General features: G+C 70.2%; 17 protein-coding genes. 13 read left to right on the top strand and 4 right to left on the bottom strand.

The annotated features are described in order from the left end of the window. Positions 1-27 precede the first annotated feature (27 nt). The 7 genes from CU044_RS16120 (at position 28) to CU044_RS16095 (ending at position 5,526) form a co-directional block, all read left to right on the top strand. Complete coding sequence (locus tag CU044_RS16120) at positions 28-1,266, top strand: MurT ligase domain-containing protein (protein WP_129769271.1); 1,239 nt, start codon at positions 28-30, stop codon at positions 1,264-1,266. 49 nt (positions 1,267-1,315) lie between these two features. Beyond that, positions 1,316-2,044 carry a glutamine amidotransferase gene (locus CU044_RS16115; RefSeq protein ID WP_129769270.1) on the top strand — a complete coding sequence of 243 codons (729 nt, stop codon included), beginning with the start codon at positions 1,316-1,318 and terminating at the stop codon, positions 2,042-2,044. A 219-nt stretch (positions 2,045-2,263) separates the two neighbouring features. Continuing rightward, on the top strand, positions 2,264-3,289 hold the full coding sequence (locus CU044_RS16110; RefSeq protein WP_129769269.1) for a 6-phosphofructokinase: 1,026 nt from the start codon (positions 2,264-2,266) through the stop codon (positions 3,287-3,289). Between the two features lie 157 nt (positions 3,290-3,446). Next, complete coding sequence (locus tag CU044_RS16105; protein WP_129769268.1) at positions 3,447-4,397, top strand: cytochrome c oxidase assembly protein; 951 nt, start codon at positions 3,447-3,449, stop codon at positions 4,395-4,397. A 61-nt stretch (positions 4,398-4,458) separates the two neighbouring features. Continuing rightward, positions 4,459-4,617 carry a hypothetical protein gene (locus CU044_RS38590; protein WP_165371905.1) on the top strand — a complete coding sequence of 53 codons (159 nt, stop codon included), beginning with the start codon at positions 4,459-4,461 and terminating at the stop codon, positions 4,615-4,617. Positions 4,618-4,708: 91 nt separating this feature from the next. Then, on the top strand, positions 4,709-5,170 hold the full coding sequence (locus CU044_RS16100; protein ID WP_129769267.1) for an SRPBCC family protein: 462 nt from the start codon (positions 4,709-4,711) through the stop codon (positions 5,168-5,170). After that, positions 5,167-5,526 (top strand): metalloregulator ArsR/SmtB family transcription factor, encoded by a 360-nt coding sequence (locus CU044_RS16095; protein ID WP_193563982.1) that lies wholly within the window; start codon positions 5,167-5,169, stop codon positions 5,524-5,526. Before CU044_RS16100 ends, CU044_RS16095 begins: the two co-directional genes overlap by 4 nt. Before the next feature lie 46 nt (positions 5,527-5,572). Here CU044_RS16095 and CU044_RS16090 read toward each other — a convergent pair whose 3' ends face one another. From CU044_RS16090 to CU044_RS16080, 3 genes are all read right to left on the bottom strand, one after another. Beyond that, positions 5,573-6,784 carry a flotillin family protein gene (locus tag CU044_RS16090; protein ID WP_129769266.1) on the bottom strand — a complete coding sequence of 404 codons (1,212 nt, stop codon included), beginning with the start codon at positions 6,782-6,784 and terminating at the stop codon, positions 5,573-5,575. A gap of 47 nt (positions 6,785-6,831) precedes the next feature. Continuing rightward, positions 6,832-7,053 (bottom strand): hypothetical protein, encoded by a 222-nt coding sequence (locus CU044_RS16085; RefSeq protein ID WP_240045635.1) that lies wholly within the window; start codon positions 7,051-7,053, stop codon positions 6,832-6,834. A 361-nt stretch (positions 7,054-7,414) separates the two neighbouring features. After that, positions 7,415-8,509, bottom strand: coding sequence for a LysR family transcriptional regulator (locus CU044_RS16080; RefSeq protein ID WP_240045634.1), 1,095 nt, complete (start codon positions 8,507-8,509; stop codon positions 7,415-7,417). 34 nt (positions 8,510-8,543) lie between these two features. On the opposite strand from CU044_RS16080, the gene CU044_RS16075 reads away from it, so the two are divergent. The 6 genes from CU044_RS16075 (at position 8,544) to CU044_RS16050 (ending at position 16,163) form a co-directional block, all read left to right on the top strand. Continuing rightward, a complete protein-coding gene (locus tag CU044_RS16075) occupies positions 8,544-9,578 on the top strand; it encodes a serine hydrolase (RefSeq protein WP_240045633.1) in 1,035 nt (344 codons plus the stop codon). A gap of 125 nt (positions 9,579-9,703) precedes the next feature. Further along, positions 9,704-10,726: an MBL fold metallo-hydrolase gene (locus CU044_RS16070; RefSeq protein ID WP_129769265.1), complete on the top strand. Its 1,023-nt coding sequence runs from the start codon at positions 9,704-9,706 to the stop codon at positions 10,724-10,726. Positions 10,727-10,973: 247 nt separating this feature from the next. Further along, positions 10,974-12,782: a rhamnogalacturonan lyase gene (locus CU044_RS16065; protein WP_165371910.1), complete on the top strand. Its 1,809-nt coding sequence runs from the start codon at positions 10,974-10,976 to the stop codon at positions 12,780-12,782. 121 nt (positions 12,783-12,903) lie between these two features. After that, positions 12,904-13,713 carry a pectate lyase gene (locus CU044_RS16060; protein ID WP_129769263.1) on the top strand — a complete coding sequence of 270 codons (810 nt, stop codon included), beginning with the start codon at positions 12,904-12,906 and terminating at the stop codon, positions 13,711-13,713. Between the two features lie 287 nt (positions 13,714-14,000). Next, positions 14,001-14,618 carry a DedA family protein gene (locus tag CU044_RS16055; protein ID WP_129769262.1) on the top strand — a complete coding sequence of 206 codons (618 nt, stop codon included), beginning with the start codon at positions 14,001-14,003 and terminating at the stop codon, positions 14,616-14,618. A 276-nt stretch (positions 14,619-14,894) separates the two neighbouring features. Then, complete coding sequence (locus tag CU044_RS16050) at positions 14,895-16,163, top strand: RICIN domain-containing protein (RefSeq protein WP_129769261.1); 1,269 nt, start codon at positions 14,895-14,897, stop codon at positions 16,161-16,163. A gap of 161 nt (positions 16,164-16,324) precedes the next feature. Here the strand turns inward: CU044_RS16050 and CU044_RS16045 are convergent, their stop codons facing one another. Continuing rightward, positions 16,325-17,263, bottom strand: a complete 939-nt coding sequence (locus CU044_RS16045) for a LysR family transcriptional regulator (RefSeq protein WP_129769260.1) — start codon at positions 17,261-17,263, stop codon at positions 16,325-16,327. Positions 17,264-17,468 lie beyond the last annotated feature (205 nt).

Genomic DNA, 17,468 nt, shown 5'->3' with positions numbered 1-17,468 from the left:
CGGACCGACGCAAGGAGGATCAAGGCGATGTCAGGCAACACGGACCCGCTGACGCCGCGGGCCAAGCTGGCCGTGACGGCGGGCAAGGCCGCGGCGGCGGTGTCGCGCGCCGCGGGCCGCGGCAGCGGATCGGTGATCGGCGGGAAGGTCGCGCTCAGACTCGACCCCGATCTGCTGGGACGGCTGGCGCAGCATCTCGACGTCATCCTCGTGTCGGCGACCAACGGCAAGACCACCACGACGCGGCTGATCGCCGAGGCGCTGCGGGCCGCGGGGCCCGTGGTCTCCAACGCTCTCGGCGCCAATATGCCGGCCGGCATCACCTCGGCCCTCGCGGGCGGTTCGGACGCCAAGTACGGCGTGATCGAGGTCGACGAGAAGTACCTCGCCGGGGTGGCACGGGACACGACGCCCAAGGCGATCGCCCTGCTCAACCTCTCCCGCGACCAGCTCGACCGCGCCGCGGAGACCCGGATGCTCGCCGAGAAGTGGCGCGAGGGCCTGGCCGGTACGAAGGCCGTCGTCATCGCCAACGCCGACGACCCGCTGATCGTCTGGGCCGCCTCCTCCTCGCCCAACGTGGTCTGGGTCGCGGCCGGACAGGAGTGGAAGGACGACGCCTGGTCCTGCCCCGCCTGCGGCGGTGTGATGCAGCGCCCCGGCGACGACTGGTTCTGCGGCGACTGCGGATTCCGCAGGCCGCCCCCCAGCTGGGCGCTGCACGGCGACCATGTCCTCGATCCGCACGGTTCCGCCTGGCCGATCCACCTCCAGCTGCCCGGCCGCGCGAACAAGGCGAACGCCGCCACCTCCGCCGCCGTCGCGGCGACCTTCGGGGTGCCGCCGCAGGTGGCGCTGGAGCGCATGTACCAGGTGCAGGCCGTGGCCGGCCGGTACGACGTGGTGTCGTTCCTGGGCCGCGATCTGCGGCTGCTGCTCGCGAAGAACCCCGCGGGCTGGCTGGAGACCTTCTCCCTCATCGATCCGCCGCCGACCCCGGTCATCCTCGCCGTCAACGCCCGTGGCGCGGACGGCACGGACACCTCCTGGCTGTGGGACGTCGACTACACCCGGCTGGCCGGCCATCCGATCTTCGTCATCGGGGACCGGAAGCTGGACCTCGCGGTGCGCCTCGAAGTCGCCGGTCTCGACTTCCGGGTCTGCGAGACCCCGGACGAGGCCGTGCAGATGGCGCCGCCCGGACGGATCGAGGCGATCGCCAACTACACCTCGTTCCAGGACCTGCGCCGCCGTGTCGGCAACTGACCCGACTCCGGCAGACCTGACCCCTCGGAACCCTGAAGGACGAGCGAGAATGAGCGACAACAGCCTGCGTCTGGTGTGGATCTACCCCGACCTGCTGAGCACCTACGGGGACCAGGGCAACGCCCTGGTGGTGGAGCGCCGGGCCCGCCAGCGCCGTCTGAACGTCACCCGCGTCGACGTACGGAGCGACCAGCCGGTGCCGACCTCGGGCGACATCTATCTGATCGGCGGCGGTGAGGACCGGCCGCAGCGGCTGGCCGCGGAGCGGCTGCGCCGTGACGGCGGGCTCAGCCGGGCCGTCTCGAACGGCGCGATCGTGTTCTCGGTCTGCGCCGGCTACCAGATCCTCGGGCACGAGTTCGTGAACGATCTGGGCGAGCGCGAGGCCGGTCTCGGGCTGCTCGACGTGGTCTCCACCCGTGGCGAGGGGGCGCGCTGCGTCGGTGACGTGCTGGCCGACATCGACCCGCAGCTGAACCTGCCCCAGCTGACGGGGTTCGAGAACCACCAGGGCGTCACGCACCTGGGTCCGTCGGCCCGGCCGTTCGCGCGGGTACGGCTCGGGCGCGGCAACGGCACGGGCGACGGCACGGAGGGCGCGTACAACGGGACCGTCTTCGGTACGTACATGCACGGTCCTGTGATGGCCCGCAATCCGCAGATCGCGGACCTGCTGCTCAAGCTGGCCCTCGATGTGAACGCGCTGCCGCCGACCGACGACCGCTGGTACGAGGCGCTGCGCGCCGAGCGGGTCGCCGCGGCGATCCAGCCCGCCTGACGCCGCACGAAGGCCCTGAAGGCCCCCGCCCCCGGCCGGGCCGCCGGCGGGGCTGTCGGCGCGGTTGTCGGCGCGGTTGTCGGCATGATTGGCGGCGGGGCCTGTCCAGCAGGCGGACGCCGGGTTTCGGTCCCGCCACCGCCCGCCGGTAGGGTGGCCGCGACCTGGCTGGACGATGGGGTCCGGCCGTCGGCCCACGAAGCGAAGGTATTGCGGGCAATGCGAATTGGTGTGCTCACCTCAGGCGGCGACTGCCCCGGGCTCAACGCCGTGATCAGGTCCGTCGTGCACCGCGCCGTCGTCGACCACGGCGACGAGGTGATCGGCTTCCATGACGGCTGGAAGGGCCTCCTGGAAGGCGACTACCGCAAGCTCGATCTGGACGCGGTCGCGGGCATCCTCGCCCGTGGCGGCACGATCCTGGGCTCGTCCCGGGTGCAGCCCGCGCATCTGCGGGACGGGGTGGAACGCGCCCGGGGTCACGTGGCCGACCTGGGTATCGACGCGATCATCCCGATCGGCGGTGAGGGCACCCTCAAGGCCGCCCATCTGCTCTCCGAGGCCGGGCTGCCGATCGTCGGCGTACCGAAGACCATCGACAACGACATCGCCTCGACCGATGTGACCTTCGGCTTCGACACGGCGGTCGGGGTCGCCACCGAGGCGCTCGACCGGCTGAAGACCACCGCGGAGTCCCATCAGCGCGTGCTCATCGTCGAGGTCATGGGGCGGCACACCGGCTGGATCGCCCTCCACTCCGGGATGGCCGCCGGCGCCCACGCCATCGTCGTACCCGAGCGGCCCTTCGACATAGGCGAGTTGACCGAGCTGGTCGGCAAGCGCTTCTCGGCGGGCAAGCGGTTCGCGATCGTGGTGGTCGCGGAGGGCGCGAAGCCGCGCGAGGGCTCGATGGAGTTCGACGTGGGCGGCAAGGACATCTACGGCCACGAGCGCTTCGCGGGCGTGGCCAGGCAGCTCTCGATCGAGCTGGAGGAGCGCCTCGGCAAGGAGGCCAGGCCGGTGATACTCGGCCATGTCCAGCGCGGTGGCACCCCCACGGCGTACGACCGGGTCCTGGCCACCCGCTTCGGCTGGCACGCCGTCGAGGCCGCGCACCGCGGCGAGTTCGGCATGCTGACGGCGCTGCGCGGCACGGACATCGTGATGGTGCCGCTGGGCGAGGCCGTCGAGACGCTCAAGACGGTGCCCGCGGAGCGGTACGCCGAGGCGGAGTGCGTGCTCTGATCCACGGCGGACCGCGATGACCCCGGAGAACCCGGATGAACGCCGGTGAACCACGCTGATCCACGGTGATCCGCGATGAACCGCCCCCGGTCGCAGCGGCGACCGGGGGCGGTTCTAGTCTGGTGCGGACAATCGACGCGATTCCGGGAGCAGACGGATGGACCACAGCGGGCACGGCATGACCATGGATCTGCCGCCGTTCACGCTGGGACGGGCACTGGAGTTCTCCCCGGACCTCTTCTTCCTGATCGGCTGCCTGCTGGGACTGGTCCTGTACGGCGCGGGCGTACTGAGGCTCCGGCGACGCGGCGACAGCTGGCCGGTGGGCCGCACCGTCGCGTTCGTCCTGGGTGTGCTGACCGTGGCACTGGTGATGTGCACCAAGCTGAACGACTACGGCATGGTCATGTTCAGTGTGCATATGGTCCAGCACATGATCATCAGCATGGTCTCGCCGATCCTGCTGCTGCTCGGTGCCCCGGTGACGCTGACGCTGCGCGCGCTGCCGGTCGCCGGGCGCGGCCGCAAGGGTCCGCGCGAGCTGCTGCTGGCTCTGCTGCACAGCCGGTACGTACGGATCGTCACGCACCCCGCCTTCACCATCCCTCTCTTCATCGCGAGCCTGTACGGGCTGTACTTCACGCCCCTCTTCGACTTCCTGATGGAGTCCAAGACCGGGCACATCGCGATGATGATCCACTTCCTCGCGGTCGGACTGGTGTTCTTCTGGCCGATCATGGGCGTCGACCCGGGTCCGCACCGGCCCGGCTATGTGATGCGGATGCTGGAGCTCTTCGCCGGGATGCCGTTCCACGCGTTCTTCGGGATCGCGCTGATGATGGCGAGCGAGCCGATGGTCGACGCGTACCGCGATCCCCCGGCCTCGCTCGGGATCGAAGCACTGACCGATCAGAACGCGGCGGGCGGTATCGCCTGGGCGTTCAGCGAGATCCCGTCGGTGCTGGTCCTGATCGCGCTGGTCTTCCAGTGGTACCGCTCGGAGCAGCGGCAGGCGAAGCGCTCGGACCGGGCCGCCGACCGGGACGGTGACAAGGAACTGGCGGCGTACAACGCCTATCTGGCCTCACTCCAGGCCCGGGGGCAGTAGCGCGAACCCCTGGTCCCGGGCGACGATAAGCGTCATGGCCCCGGCCAGGAGGAGGACGCACATGTCCGGATCCACCAAGACCATGGGTGTGGTGACCGTCGGCGCGCTGATCGTCGTGACGGGCTACACCGCGGCGCTCGGCAGCAACGGCTGGCTGTGGTTCGGCTGGGTGGTGCTGGCGCTGATCACGATCGGTATGGCGGCCTCGCGCGGCCACTGACCCATGTCGCGCAACCCTCGGGTTGCACCATTGAGGGAGTAGTGCAACCATTGAGTTGCACGTTGGTTCCGAGCAGCGGAAGGTTTCCCTCATGCCCCCATCCGATGACCGCATCGAACGCGAGATCACCATCGCGGCGCCCGTGGAACGCGTCTGGGCGGTGCTGACAGAACCGGAGCATGTCGGGAAGTGGTTCGGCCAGGGTCCGCCCGCCCCCATCGACCTGCGGCCGGGCGGCACCATGCACCTGGACCACGGGCAGTACGGCCAGTTCCCGACGACGATCGTGAAGGTCGATCCGCCGCACTACTTCTCGTACCGCTGGGCGAGCGCGTACCCCGGCCAGGCGGCCGACGAGGGCAACTCGACCCTCGTGGAGTTCACGCTCACCCCGGAGGGCGACGTGACCAGGCTGCGTGTGGTCGAGACCGGCTTCGCCGATATCGTGATCCCGGAGGACAAGAAGGACGTCGCCTCGAAGGAAAGCCACACGGACGGCTGGACGGAGATGGTCGTCACCATCCGGGATTACGTGGAGCGACTCGACGCATGACGGCAGAGGCCGACCAGGACACCGTGGCGGAGGTCCTGACCGCGCTCGCGGATCCGACCCGGCGCCGGATACTCGACGCCCTCGCCGCGCACGGCGAGGCGACCGCCACGGTCCTGGCCGGGGAACTGCCGGTCAGCCGCCAGGCGATCGTCAAACATCTCGCGGTCCTCGACCGGGCCGGTCTGGTCGCCGCTCACCGGGCGGGCCGCGAGGCGCGGTACGCGGTGCGCCCCGCCCGGCTCAGCGTCACGGCCCGGTGGATGGACCGGGTCGCCGCGGACTGGGACTCCCGGCTCTCGGCGATCAAGCGCCTCGCCGAGGACGTGTCCGACGACAGAGCCCCGGACCGGTCCTAGAAGCGGGTTCTGGAACCGGTCCGGGGCCCTGTGGGCGGGCTCGGTGTTACGTGGACTCGGTGACACGGAGCGCGGGCTTCCGGTTCACCGCGGGGGTCGCGCCGGACTCCTTGTTGCCGTCGGTGGAACCCTTGAGCGAGTTCAGGATGGCCACGCCCTGGCCCACCAGTCCCGCCGCCATGTCGTTGACGCCGTCGGTGCCGTTCAGGACGGTGAGGTTCGCACCCGACATGCCACGGGCCGCCGCGTCGGCCAGCGCCGGCAGGTTCTCCACGACGCGGTTGGCCGCGATGAGCTCCTGGTTGCCGTCCTTCAGGGAAGCAGCGCGGGCCGTGTTCGCGTCGGCCTGGGCCTGGGCGAGCGCGCGCTCGCTGTACGCGTTGCCGTCCGCCTCGAACTTCGCCCGGTCACGGCCCGCCTCCGCGAGCGTCCGCTGCCGGTACGCCTCGGCGTCCGCCGGGCGCCGGACCTCCGCTTCCAGCCGCTGCGCGGCCAGCAGCGCCTGACGCTCCGCCAGCGCCGTCTGCTGCTCGATGGTGTCCTGCGAGGCCCTGGCCTCGGCCAGCGGTCCCGCCTGCGCGGCACGGGCGTTGACCTGCTCCGTCTCGGCGAGGAAGCCGGCCCGCTTGATCGCGGTGTCCCGCTCGTACTCGGCCTTGAGCGCGGCGGCCTGCTGCTCGCGTTCTGAGGCTTCCTGGTCCGCCTTGGCCTGGGCGATACGCGCCTGGCTCGCGACGGCGGCGGCGTGCGGGGCCGCCAGGTTGCTGATGTATCCGGTCGCGTCCTCGATCTCCTGGATCTGGAGGGCGTCCACGACGATGCCGAGCTTCTCCATCTCGCTGTGGCTGCCCTGCTTGACCTCCTGGGCCACCCGGTCGCGCTCGCGGATGATCTGCTCCACGGTCAGTCCGCCGATGATGGAGCGCAGGTGACCGGCGAAGATCCGGCCGACCAGCTCTTCCATGTGTTCCTGTTCCGTCAGGAAGCGCCGGGCCGCGTTGGCGATCGACACGGCGTCGTCGCCGACCTTGAACACGGATACCGCGCGGACCTTGAGCCGGATGCCCTGCTGGGTCACACAGTCCTCGACGATCTCCGCCTCCCGCAGCGCGAGTGACAGCATGCGGGCCTTCTGTTTGATGGGCATGACGAAACTGCCGTGCCCGGTGACGATCCGGAACTGCGTGTCCTGTGCCTGACGTTTGGAACCGGATATGAGCATCGCCTCGTTGGGCGCGGGAACATGCCAGAACAGCATGGGGTACTCCTGTCGAACTACCTGCTTCTCTGTGTTCAGGAAGGGGTTCAGGACGGAAAGGGCTCCACGATCACCGAACGCGCCGAGATCGAATCGACGACGATCACCCGGAGGTTTCTGCCGATCGGGTGGTCCGCCCAGGCCGCGTAGGCCTCGGATCCGCCCCGTACGGACACCAGCACCTCGCCGGGGCCGTCGGCCGGGATCGGAACGGTGACCCGCCCGATCGCACCGACGGGGCTCTGCGCGGAGTCATCTGCCACGGACATACGTCGTTGCTCCACCCGTCTCCCTCGTGGCGGCGCGCCGGGCCCCGTCGGACGGAGTCGCTCCACGGTCCACGTGGGCCCGCGTCCGTATGGTCACCGCGTCAGTCGCGATCATCGCGATCACGTTCCTGATCATGGCGATCACGCTCCTGGAGGGCCGCGCCTCCGACCTCGTCCATCATCGAGGACGCCCCCGGCAAAGCGGCCGACGGCGACATACCCTCGATCTCTTCACACTACTCCGGAGGGGGCCGCCGGAGCATGGGCGGCGCCGCGAGCGACCACCCCTCGGGGCCTGCGCCGCGGGCTCCCGCGCCCCTCGTTTCCGCCGGGCTCAGCCGGGCTCAGCCGCCGGCCCTGGTCAGCCGTATACGACCGACCAGGGCCGGGGTCCAGGCCGGTCCTGCGGGTCCGTGGGGTCCTGCGGGTCCCTGGGGTCCCTGGGGTCCCTCGCGTCCCTCAGGGCCCTCTGGTCCCCCGGGGGCTCCTCGCCGGGGGACCAGAGGGCCCCGGGCTTCCCGTACCCTCCGGGCTCCCCGGACTCCCGGGCTGGGCGCACCGCGGACGGGGAGTCGCGGGCGAGCACGTCCGTCGCCAGCTCCGCGAAGGTCCGGGCCGCCGGATGGGTCGCCCGGGTCGGCCGTACGGCCACGATCCGCTGGGTGAGCGGGCGGCCCGCCAGTGGCCGCCAGACCACACGCGGCTCCTTGCGGGCCACGGGACCGGCGTCGAAGGCGATCCCCTGGCCCGCGGCCACCAGTCCGATCAGGAACTCGGGGGTACGGGCGTGCTGGATCCGGGCCGGGACGAAGCCGCCCAGGCGGCAGCTGTCCAGTGTGCTGTCGTACCGGCCGGGGGCGGTCGCCCGGGGGAAGAGAACGAGATCGTGGCCGGCCAGCTCGCCGAGCGCGACCTCGGGCGCCCCGGCCAGCGGCGAGGTACGCGGCAGCACCACACCCAGCTCCATGGAGACCTCGGGCCCCGCGACCAGACCGGTGATGTCGGCCGGCTGATGGAGCAGCCCCACATCGAGCCGGCCGGAGGCGAGCAGCCGCAGCTGCTCCTCCGTCGTCTCTTCCCGCAGGTCGACCCGGAGGTCCGGCGCCCGCTCCGCGCAGGCCGCGAGCAGCGCGTGCAGCACGGACGCCGGGGTGTCCGGCGGGACGCCCGCCCGCAGTGCGGAGGGACCGCCTTCCCCCGCGCGGCACACCAGCGCCCGTAGCCGCTCCTCCCGTACGAGCAGGTCACGTGCCTCCTCCAGCAGGACCGTGCCCGCCGCCGTCAGCCGGACCTGGCGTCGTGAGCGGTCGAAGAGTTCCGTGCCGAGCTCCTTCTCCAGCCGGCGGATCGCCTGGCTGAGCGGTGGCTGGGCCATGCCCAGGATGTCCGCGGCCCGGCTGAAGTGCAGTTCTTCGGCGACGACGGCGAAAATACGGAGGTGGCGCAGGAGATCCACGCCATGAGCCTATGCGAGGGGGGCGGCGAGCGGGATGCCGGTCGAGGAGCGAGTCGGAGCGGTGTTCGCGGCGGCGGGGGCGCAGGCGCGGTTGCACGCGGTGGCGATCGGGCCCGGCCCTTCGGTCCCGAACGGGCCGCCGGGCAGGGCGGGTTCGCCGGACGGGGCGGACGACAGGGGTTCGCCGGACGGGGCGGGTTCGGAGGACGGCAGGGGTTCGGAAGACGGCAGGGGTTCGGCGGACAGGGCAGGCTCGGCGGGCCGTGCCGAGGTCGCGATCGGTGCGGACGAACCGGTCGTGCTGGCGTCCGTGTTCAAGGTGCTGCTCGTGCTGGAGTTCGCGCGGCAGGTGGCCGCGGGCCAACTCGACCCGAGGGAACGGGTATGGGTGACGGCCGACGACCGGCTCGGCGGATGGGGCACCGCGGGATGTCTGGACGACATCGGGGTATCGCTGCGCGATCTGGCCCACTTCGCCATGTCAGTGAGCGACAACTCGGCGGCGGATCTGCTGCTGGCACGGGTCGGCACGGACACGGTCCGGCTGCTCGCCGAGGAGTTGGGGCTCCACCGCACCCGGATCCTGGGCGGGCCGCGCCAGTTGCTGGAGACGATGCTCGCGGAGGTGGGGGCGCGCGACGAGCGGGAGTTCGCCGCCGTCTATCCGTCGCTGACGGCCGAGCGGCTGCGCGGTCTGAGCGTGCTGGATCCGGAGCGTACGAGCGCGAGCACCCCCCGAGAGATCACCCGGCTGCTGGAACTCATCTGGCGGGACGAGGCGGGCCCGCCCGAAGCCTGCGCGCAGGTACGCGAATTGATGGGGCGTCAGGTATTCCGGCACCGGCTCGTCTCGGGCTTCCCCGACGAGGTGCGCGTCGCCGCCAAGACGGGCACGCTGCCGGGGCTCCATGCCGAGGCGGGTGTCGTCCACTACCCCGACGGCGGGCGGTACGCGGTCGCCGTCTTCGCGCGTACCGGCGATCCGGTCACCAACCGCACCGCGGTGGATTCGGCCATCGGCGCGGCGGCCCGGATCGCGGTGGAGGCATTGCGCGAGGAACGCGGATGACCTGACGCGAAAGGCGCGCACGGGCCTCAAACACGCGTGTGACCTGTGGTCATACGTCACCGGATATGGGAGATGCGCCGCTTCGGTCTTGGACGGCGGCGGGTCCGCGCTGATCTCCTGCCGTCATGAACCCCGATCACACACAGCGCACGCCCCGGCCCGGCCGTCGCACGGTCCTGAGAACCGCCGTGCTCGGCACGGCCGCCGGACTGGCGCTGCCCACGGCCGCGTCGGCGGCGGACCCGGCCCGCACCACGGCAGCCCCGTCGGGCACGGCGTCCCGCCCGGCGCCCGGCCCGGCGGATTCGGTGTCCTGGCGCTGGCTCGGCACCTCGGGCTGGCGCATGGACCTCGGCGGCCGGACCGTGCTCTTCGACCCGTATGTCACCCGCTTCTCCACCGGCCTGTTCGACGGCGCGTTCGACGCGGCCACGGAGCTGGAGACGGACGAGGGTCTCGTCGACCGGCACGCCGGCCGTCCCGAAGTCATCCTGGTCAGCCACAGCCACTGGGACCATCTCAACGATGTCCCGTATCTCGCGAAGACGACGGGGGCGCGGGTCGTCGGTACGGAGACGACGTACCACCTGCTGTGCTCGCTGGGCGTCGACCCGGCCCAGCTCTCCGTGGTCAGGGGCGGGGAGGTGCTGGACTTCGGCGGATACACCGTCGAGGCCGTGGCATCCGTCCACAGCCGCAACAAGAACCACTCCTACTTCTCCCCCGGCACCCTCAACGCCCCGCCCGCCACCGCGCCGACGACCATCGGCGAACTGCCGGAGGGTGACACCCTCGCCTTCCAGGTGACGTTCGGGAACGGGCCCTCGGTCTTCCTGATGGGCGGCAGCGACTTCATCGAGCGCGAGGTGACGGGGTTGCGGCCCGACATCGCCATGGTCGCCGTCCCGTCCAGCACGGCGACACACCGGTACGTTCCCCGACTGATGGGGGCGCTCGGCTCGCCCGGCGTGGTCGTACCGGTCCACTGGGACAACTTCGAAGTGCCCCTGAGCGGACCGCCGCTGCGGGATCCCGGCGCGGATCTGGACGGTCTGGTGGCCGGGGTGCGCGCCGCGAGCCCCGCGTCCCGTGTCGTCGTACCGGACTACCGGACGGTCTACGGGACGGACATGCGGCCCCGGAGGTAGCGCCCGTACCACGCGAGAAGCCGGGGGCGGGGCCGGATCCGAAGCCGGGGCCGGGGCCGGATCCGAAGCCGGGGCCGGGGGGCGGCAACCTTTTCCGCGCGGGCGGCGACCAGAGGACGCAGGGACAGACACCCCCCACCCCTCTGGAGGACTCGTGCGGTTCAGAGTCGGCTCGTACCCAGCGCGTTCGGGATCCCCACCACCACGCCCGCCCGTCCGCGGAGTGGTGCCGGCGGCCGTGCTCGCGATGGCCGGGGCGGTCATCGCCGGGCTGCTGACGCCCGCGCCGAGCGTGGCACGGCCCGGTGAGCGAGCGGTGGCGGCGGCGCGGATGGAGCGGCTCGACCGCGGTCTGGTCAGTGTGCACACGGGCAATGACAACCTGGTCAGCTGGCGCTGGCTGGCGACCGACGCGGACAACGTGTCCTTCAACCTCTACCGGGGCTCGGTCAAGGTCAACACCACGCCGATCACCACCACGAACTATCTGCACAAGGACGCCCCCAACTCCGCGGACTACACGGTGCGCGCGCTCGTGAACGGCGTGGAGCAGCCCGCCTCGCCCAGCGCGGTCCAGTTCCGCGCCGGCTATCTCGATGTGCCGGTCTCCGTCCCGCCGGCGGGACCGGACCACACGTACGAGGCCAACGACGCGTCGGTGGGTGATCTCGACGGGGACGGCGACCTCGACCTCGTCCTGAAGTGGCAGCCCACCAACGCCAAGGACAACTCGCAGTCCGGGGTGACCGGCAACACGATCCTGGACGGTTATACGCTCCAGGGCCAACGCCTGTGGCGCATCGACCTGGGCCGCAACATCCGCTCCGGCGCGCACTACACGCAGTTCCAGGTCTTCGACTACGACGGTGACGGCCGGGCCGAGGTCGCCATGAAGACCGCCGACGGCACGGTCGACGGTACGGGAAGGGCGATCGGCAACGCCTCGGCCGACCACCGTAATTCCAGCGGGTATGTGCTCGAAGGGCCCGAGTTCCTGACGGTGTTCGACGGGCGGACGGGTGCCGCGCGGAGCACGGTCGACCATGTCCCGCCACGCGGCTCCGTCGCCTCCTGGGGCGACTCGTACGGCAACCGCGTGGACCGCTTCCTGGCCGGGACCGCCTATCTGGACGGAAGCAACCCCTCCCTGATCATGGCGCGGGGGTACTACACCCGTACGGTGATCTCCGCCTGGGACTTCAACGGCGGTCAGCTCACCCGCAGATGGACGTTCGACACCAACAGCTCCACCAACAGCGGCAAGGGCTACGACGGCCAGGGCAACCACGCGCTCACGGTCGGCGATGTGGACGGCGACGGCCGGGACGAGATCGTGTACGGCTCGATGGCCGTGGACGACAACGGCTCCGGCCTGTGGACGACGCGCAACGGGCACGGCGACGCGGCCCACCTCGGCGATCTCGACCCGTCCCGCCCTGGTCTCGAGTACTTCAAGGTGGACGAGGACGCCTCCAAGCCCTCGTCGTACTTCGCCGACGCCAGGACAGGCCAGGTGTTGTGGCAGACCCCGTCCGGTGGCGACAACGGACGCGGTGTGGCAGGGGACATCTGGGCGGGCAGCGACGGCGCGGAGATGTGGTCGGCTGCCGACGGTTCGATCCGTGACAGGGCCGGTACCGCCCGGGGCCGCAAACCGTCCTCGGCCAACTTCCTGGCGTGGTGGGACGGCGATCCGGTGCGCGAACTGCTCGACGGCACCCGTATCGACAAGTACGGCCCGTCGTCCGACAGCCGGCTGCTGACCGCTTCAGGGGTGCACTCCAACAACGGGACCAAGGCCACCCCGTCCCTCTCCGGCGACATCCTCGGCGACTGGCGCGAGGAGGTCATCTGGCCCACCACCGACAACACGGCGTTGCGTATCTACTCCACACCGCACGCGACGGACCGGAAGATCACCACACTGCTGCACGACCGCATGTACCGGACGGCCCTGGCCTGGCAGAACACCGCCTACAACCAGCCGCCGCACCCCGGTTTCCCCATCGGCGACAAGATGCCCACGCCTCCCCGGCCGGTCATCACCGCCCCGTGAACCACCGCCCCCGGTGAATCACCGCCGCATGAATCACCACTCCGTGAATCAGAGGTCCGTGAATCACCACTCCGTGAATCAGCGGTCCACACCGTTCACCCGACAGAAGGAGCACCCTCTCATGACACGCCAGCACAACACCCGCCTGACCGCAGGGAAACGGCGGGTGATGGCCGGCGGCCTCGGCGCCGCCGGCCTTCTCCTCGCCACACTCACCTCCGGACTCACACTGCCCACCGCCGCGGCCGCCACCTGGCCCTCGCCCAACGGCAGCGAGGCCGTCGGCGCCACGAAGCCCGTCAGTGGTTCCGTGGACGGCGGTATGAAGCGCTACTACGGCACCGGTGACCTGGGCAGCGGCGGCCAGAACGAGGGCCAGGACCCGATCTTCAGGCTCGCCGACGGCGCGACCCTGAAGAACGTCATCATCGGCGCCCCCGCCGCCGACGGCATCCACTGCGCCGGGAGCTGCACACTCCAGAACGTGTGGTGGGAGGACGTCGGCGAGGACGCGGCCACCTTCCGCGGCACCGGCGAGACGTACACCGTCAACGGCGGCGGCGCCCGCAAGGCGGCGGACAAGATCTTCCAGTTCAACGGCGGCGGCACACTGAACATCTCCAACTTCGCCGGCCAGGACTTCAAGACCTTCGTCCGCTCCTGCGGCAACTGCTCGAGTCAGTACAAGCGCACGGTCAATGTCACCAACACCGAGATCACCGCACCCGGCGGTGTCATCGGCGGCATCAACACCAACTACGGCGACTCACTGACCCTGCGCGGTATCACCATCGTCGGGGACAGCAGCAAGAAGATCGTGCCGTGCCAGAAGTACATCGGGAACAACACCGGCGCCGAGCCGACGAAGAACGGCTCCGACGCGGACGGCACGTACTGCAAGTACAGCTCCTCCGATCTGACCTACAGGTGACGGGCCGCCGGTGAGCTCTGACACGTGAGCCGAGCGCGCGCCGTGCCCGCCTCCGCCGGTCGTCGGCGGCAGGGGCGCGGCGCGCGCCTCGTCGGACCACCTCACCTCACCCCACCCCTCGCCTCGCCTCGCCTCGCCGGGACGCCCTACGGGGTCCGCGTGGCGGCCCATGGGCGTCTTTGACGAGTACGCGTACGGCGCGCTGCCCCCGTGACCGTGTACACACTGTCATCATCGCCTATAAGGCCGGAATCGCCCGGTATCGGCGGAACGGAGGGACGCGCCGGATGAATACGATCACCAACTGGCTCGGCGGTCTCTCCGGTCCCGTGATCTACACCGTGGTCGGCGCGCTCGTGTTCTGCGAGGACGCTCTCTTCTTCGGCTTCGTGCTTCCCGGCGAGACCGCCGCCGTACTGGGCGGGCTGCTTGCCGCCCAGGGCGAGGTGTCGGTGTGGTGGCTGACGGTGGTCGTGGTGCTCGCCGCGATCCTCGGCGACAGCACGGGCTACGCGGTGAGCCGCCACTTCGGCGACCGGATCCTGTCGGCCAGGAGCCTGCGCAGACGCCAGGACCATGTCGAACGGGCGCGCGAGATGATCCGGGTACGGGGCGCCTCGGCGGTGTTCGTGGCCCGCTTCATCGCATTCCTCCGCGCGCTGATGCCGGCGCTGGCCGGGCTCTCGGACATGCCGTACCGAAGGTTCCTGCTGTTCAACGCGCTGGGCGGGCTGTGCTGGGGCGTGAGCTGTACGGCGGTCGGCTACTTCGCCGGGGCCGCGTTCACCAGGATCGAGTCACAGGTGGGGAGGATCGCCGGAGCCGTGATCGCCGGGGTGGTCGTCCTCGCGCTTGCCGTATGGGCGTACCGACGCCACCGCCGTACACGCCCACCACACCACTGACGGGGACGCCCCTGAGCCGCCGCCGTACCCCCGTCTCCCCGTCCCCCGTTCCCCGTCCCCCCGTCAACGGCCCTGGAGCACCTTGACGTTGTCCCCGAACGTTGACCACAACGCCCAAGGCGACCTTCGCTTCAACCGGTTGAAGCGAAGGTGGAGTCCGTCAGCATGGCGGCAGCCGTGCTGCCGCGCCCGGGACTGCTCATGTGGTGTGAGCAGTGTGGGCGCCGGTGCGGGCTGGGCTGTGGTGTTGTCAGTGGCGTCTGATTGTCTGCGCACATGAACGAATTCAGGACTGTGCGACTGGAATCTGAAACGTCGGTGTTGCTCAACCGGGCTCGGGCATTGGCGATGATCGACGCGATCCGTGAGACCAGGTACGAGATCGAAGAGTGGGGCGGTTGGGGTGGTTACACGCTGAACGGGCCCGCGGAGGGGCATCCGTGCCGTGTGCTGAGCACATGGGAACAGGATCGGATGTTGGATGTTCACTTCCATCCCGAGGGGGTGTTCATCATGGGCTACGACGTCGATGAGGGGCACCTTGCCCCCTGGCGCAAGATCTGGTCGGCGGTGGAGACGCAGGTCCCCGAGGCGCTCCGGTCCTGTGTCGAAGGCAATCCGTCCCGTGGCGGGCTCGCGGGGGCCATCATCGGCGACGAGGCCCATATCCTCTTCACTTTCGCTCTTTGGCGGTCCGGCGACGATGCCTCCTGGTACCAGCTTGATACACATGATGTTTTCGATGACGTCGAATATGTCGGATCAGATGCGGAGCAGGGGCCCTCGGAACTGGATGGGTTGCCGCTTTGGGAGCAGCTGGCAGATCTGATCAGTCCTTCGCCGGACCAGCTGGCGCACGGGACGGACTGTGTCAGGGGCGAGGATGCCGAGGACGTGCCCTGGCGGGAGACGGGCATGAGTCAGGGAGAAGCCGTCCGTCATGTCATCGCTCTGCGGCCGCTGACCGAGCAAGTGGTCCGGACGCTGAACCCCTATATCGGTCTGGACGACGTAGCCGGGGACATCGCGGCGATCGGCTATCCGCAGGACGGCTCACAGGCCCGGGAGTCTTTCGAGGGATCGGGCAGCCCCCTCGTCGCGAGCCCCGACGGCATTCTGCCGTGGTCGGGGTTCGCTCTGGAAGCATCGGCCGACGGGCAGCACCGGATCTTCGTACGCCTCACCGGCATGGCATGGGAAGCGGTCGGCACAGGAACCGACACCCGTATCGTCCAGGCCGAGCCACACGGAGGAGACAGCCAGCGGTTCATCGTCCAGCGTGTCACGGACGACGGACACTACGAACCGGCCGACACCTGGGAAAGGTACTCCCACTACCGGATCCTGACCGCCGGATCACAACTCGCCCTGGAAGCACCATCGGACGGCGGCCCACTGTTCCTCGCGGCACCGAACGACGGCCCCGGCCAACGCTTCAAAGCGGAGTACACCTGCCTCGGTGAACAAGATTCCCCGCAACGGCACTACCAATCCCTCTACTCCCACGCCGGTCGCCTCGACATCCCCCACTACCCCCTCCGCTGAACCCGATGAGGCGCTGGTAGCCCGGGTCCTTGCGGGCGATGATGTCGCCGATCCGCGTCTCGGGAGAGCAGCGCGTCCAGCCGAGGCCCGCTCCCGAGTGCGCGAGGTAGCCCTCGATGAACGAAACGGCCGGCGCCGCCCCTCTCAGGGGCGGCAGTGCGTCACCCCGCCGCCGGACCGGTGCCGCCGGCCGCGACCTTCGCGGTGTAGTCGGCGGCGAGGCCGACGAACATCCCGTGCAGTTCCCGGGACGCGGCGGGGACCGAGCCGGCGAGCGGCCGCTGGATCACCAGCAGCACGGCGGTGTCCTCGACTTCGAGGGGCCGGAAGGTGATCATCCCCGCGCGCTCCAGCGGATCTCCGCGCACGCTGAAGTCGGGCAGCACGGTGGTGCCGAGACCCTCGGCGACCATCAGCTTCCCCATCTCGGCGCCGTCCGTCGAGTACGAGAAGCTGGGACTGCGCCCGTGCAGGAGCCGGTGGACGTAGCGGTGCATGAGGTAGCCCGACCGCATCACGACGAGCGGCTGGCTGAGCAGATCGTCCACCGAGACCCTCTCCTTCGCGGCGAGCGGACTGTCGGAGCGCACGCAGGCCACCGGCCGGCCGCGCAGCAGCTCCGTGGTGTGGAATCCGGGCGGGACGTCGTCGCCCTGAAGGTAGTTGACGAGGCCGAGATCGAGACCGCCCTCCAGCAGCGCGCTGTGCAGCGCGGTCTGCTGGGAACTGACCACCTCGACCTGCGTCTCCGGATGCGCGGCCCGGAACGCCCGGATGGTGGGCACGAGCAGCGGCACTGTGGCGGCGTGGACCGTGCCGAGCCGGATCATCCGGCTGGTGTGGTGCTGCTCGTCGGCCGCTCTGCGCAGCCCCGCGACCGCGTCGAGCACACCGGTGATGTGCGGCAGCAGTTCACGGCCCTCGGCGCTGATCTTGGCCCCCGACCGCCTGCGGTCCAGGATGTCCACGCCCAGCTCACGCTCCAGATTGCGGACGGTCTCGCTCAGCGCCGGCTGGGACAGATGCAGGGCCTCGGCCGCCCGGCGAAGAGAGCCGAGACGGGTCACGGCCTCGATGTATTCGAGCTGTTCTATCCGCATGACCTCATGCTCTCCGATCGGCGTTGAAGGGAATCCCTATCACCACTTCGCAGATCCCGAATGTACGCGGGCGACGCCGATGGCTAACCTCGTGAGCACATGCTTCGGTGAAACAGGTTCGAGAGGTGGTGACGAGCGATGCGGGATCTGCGGGAGCTGACCTGCCGCCGTCACGTGGACCTGGTGCGCGTCTCCAGCGCTCTGT

Source organism: Streptomyces sp. L-9-10 (assembly GCF_004151105.1).
Classification (GTDB): Bacteria; Actinomycetota; Actinomycetes; order Streptomycetales; family Streptomycetaceae; genus Streptomyces.
Note: the sequence above shows the minus strand (reverse complement) of the source record. Positions and strands in the feature narration are given on the sequence as shown.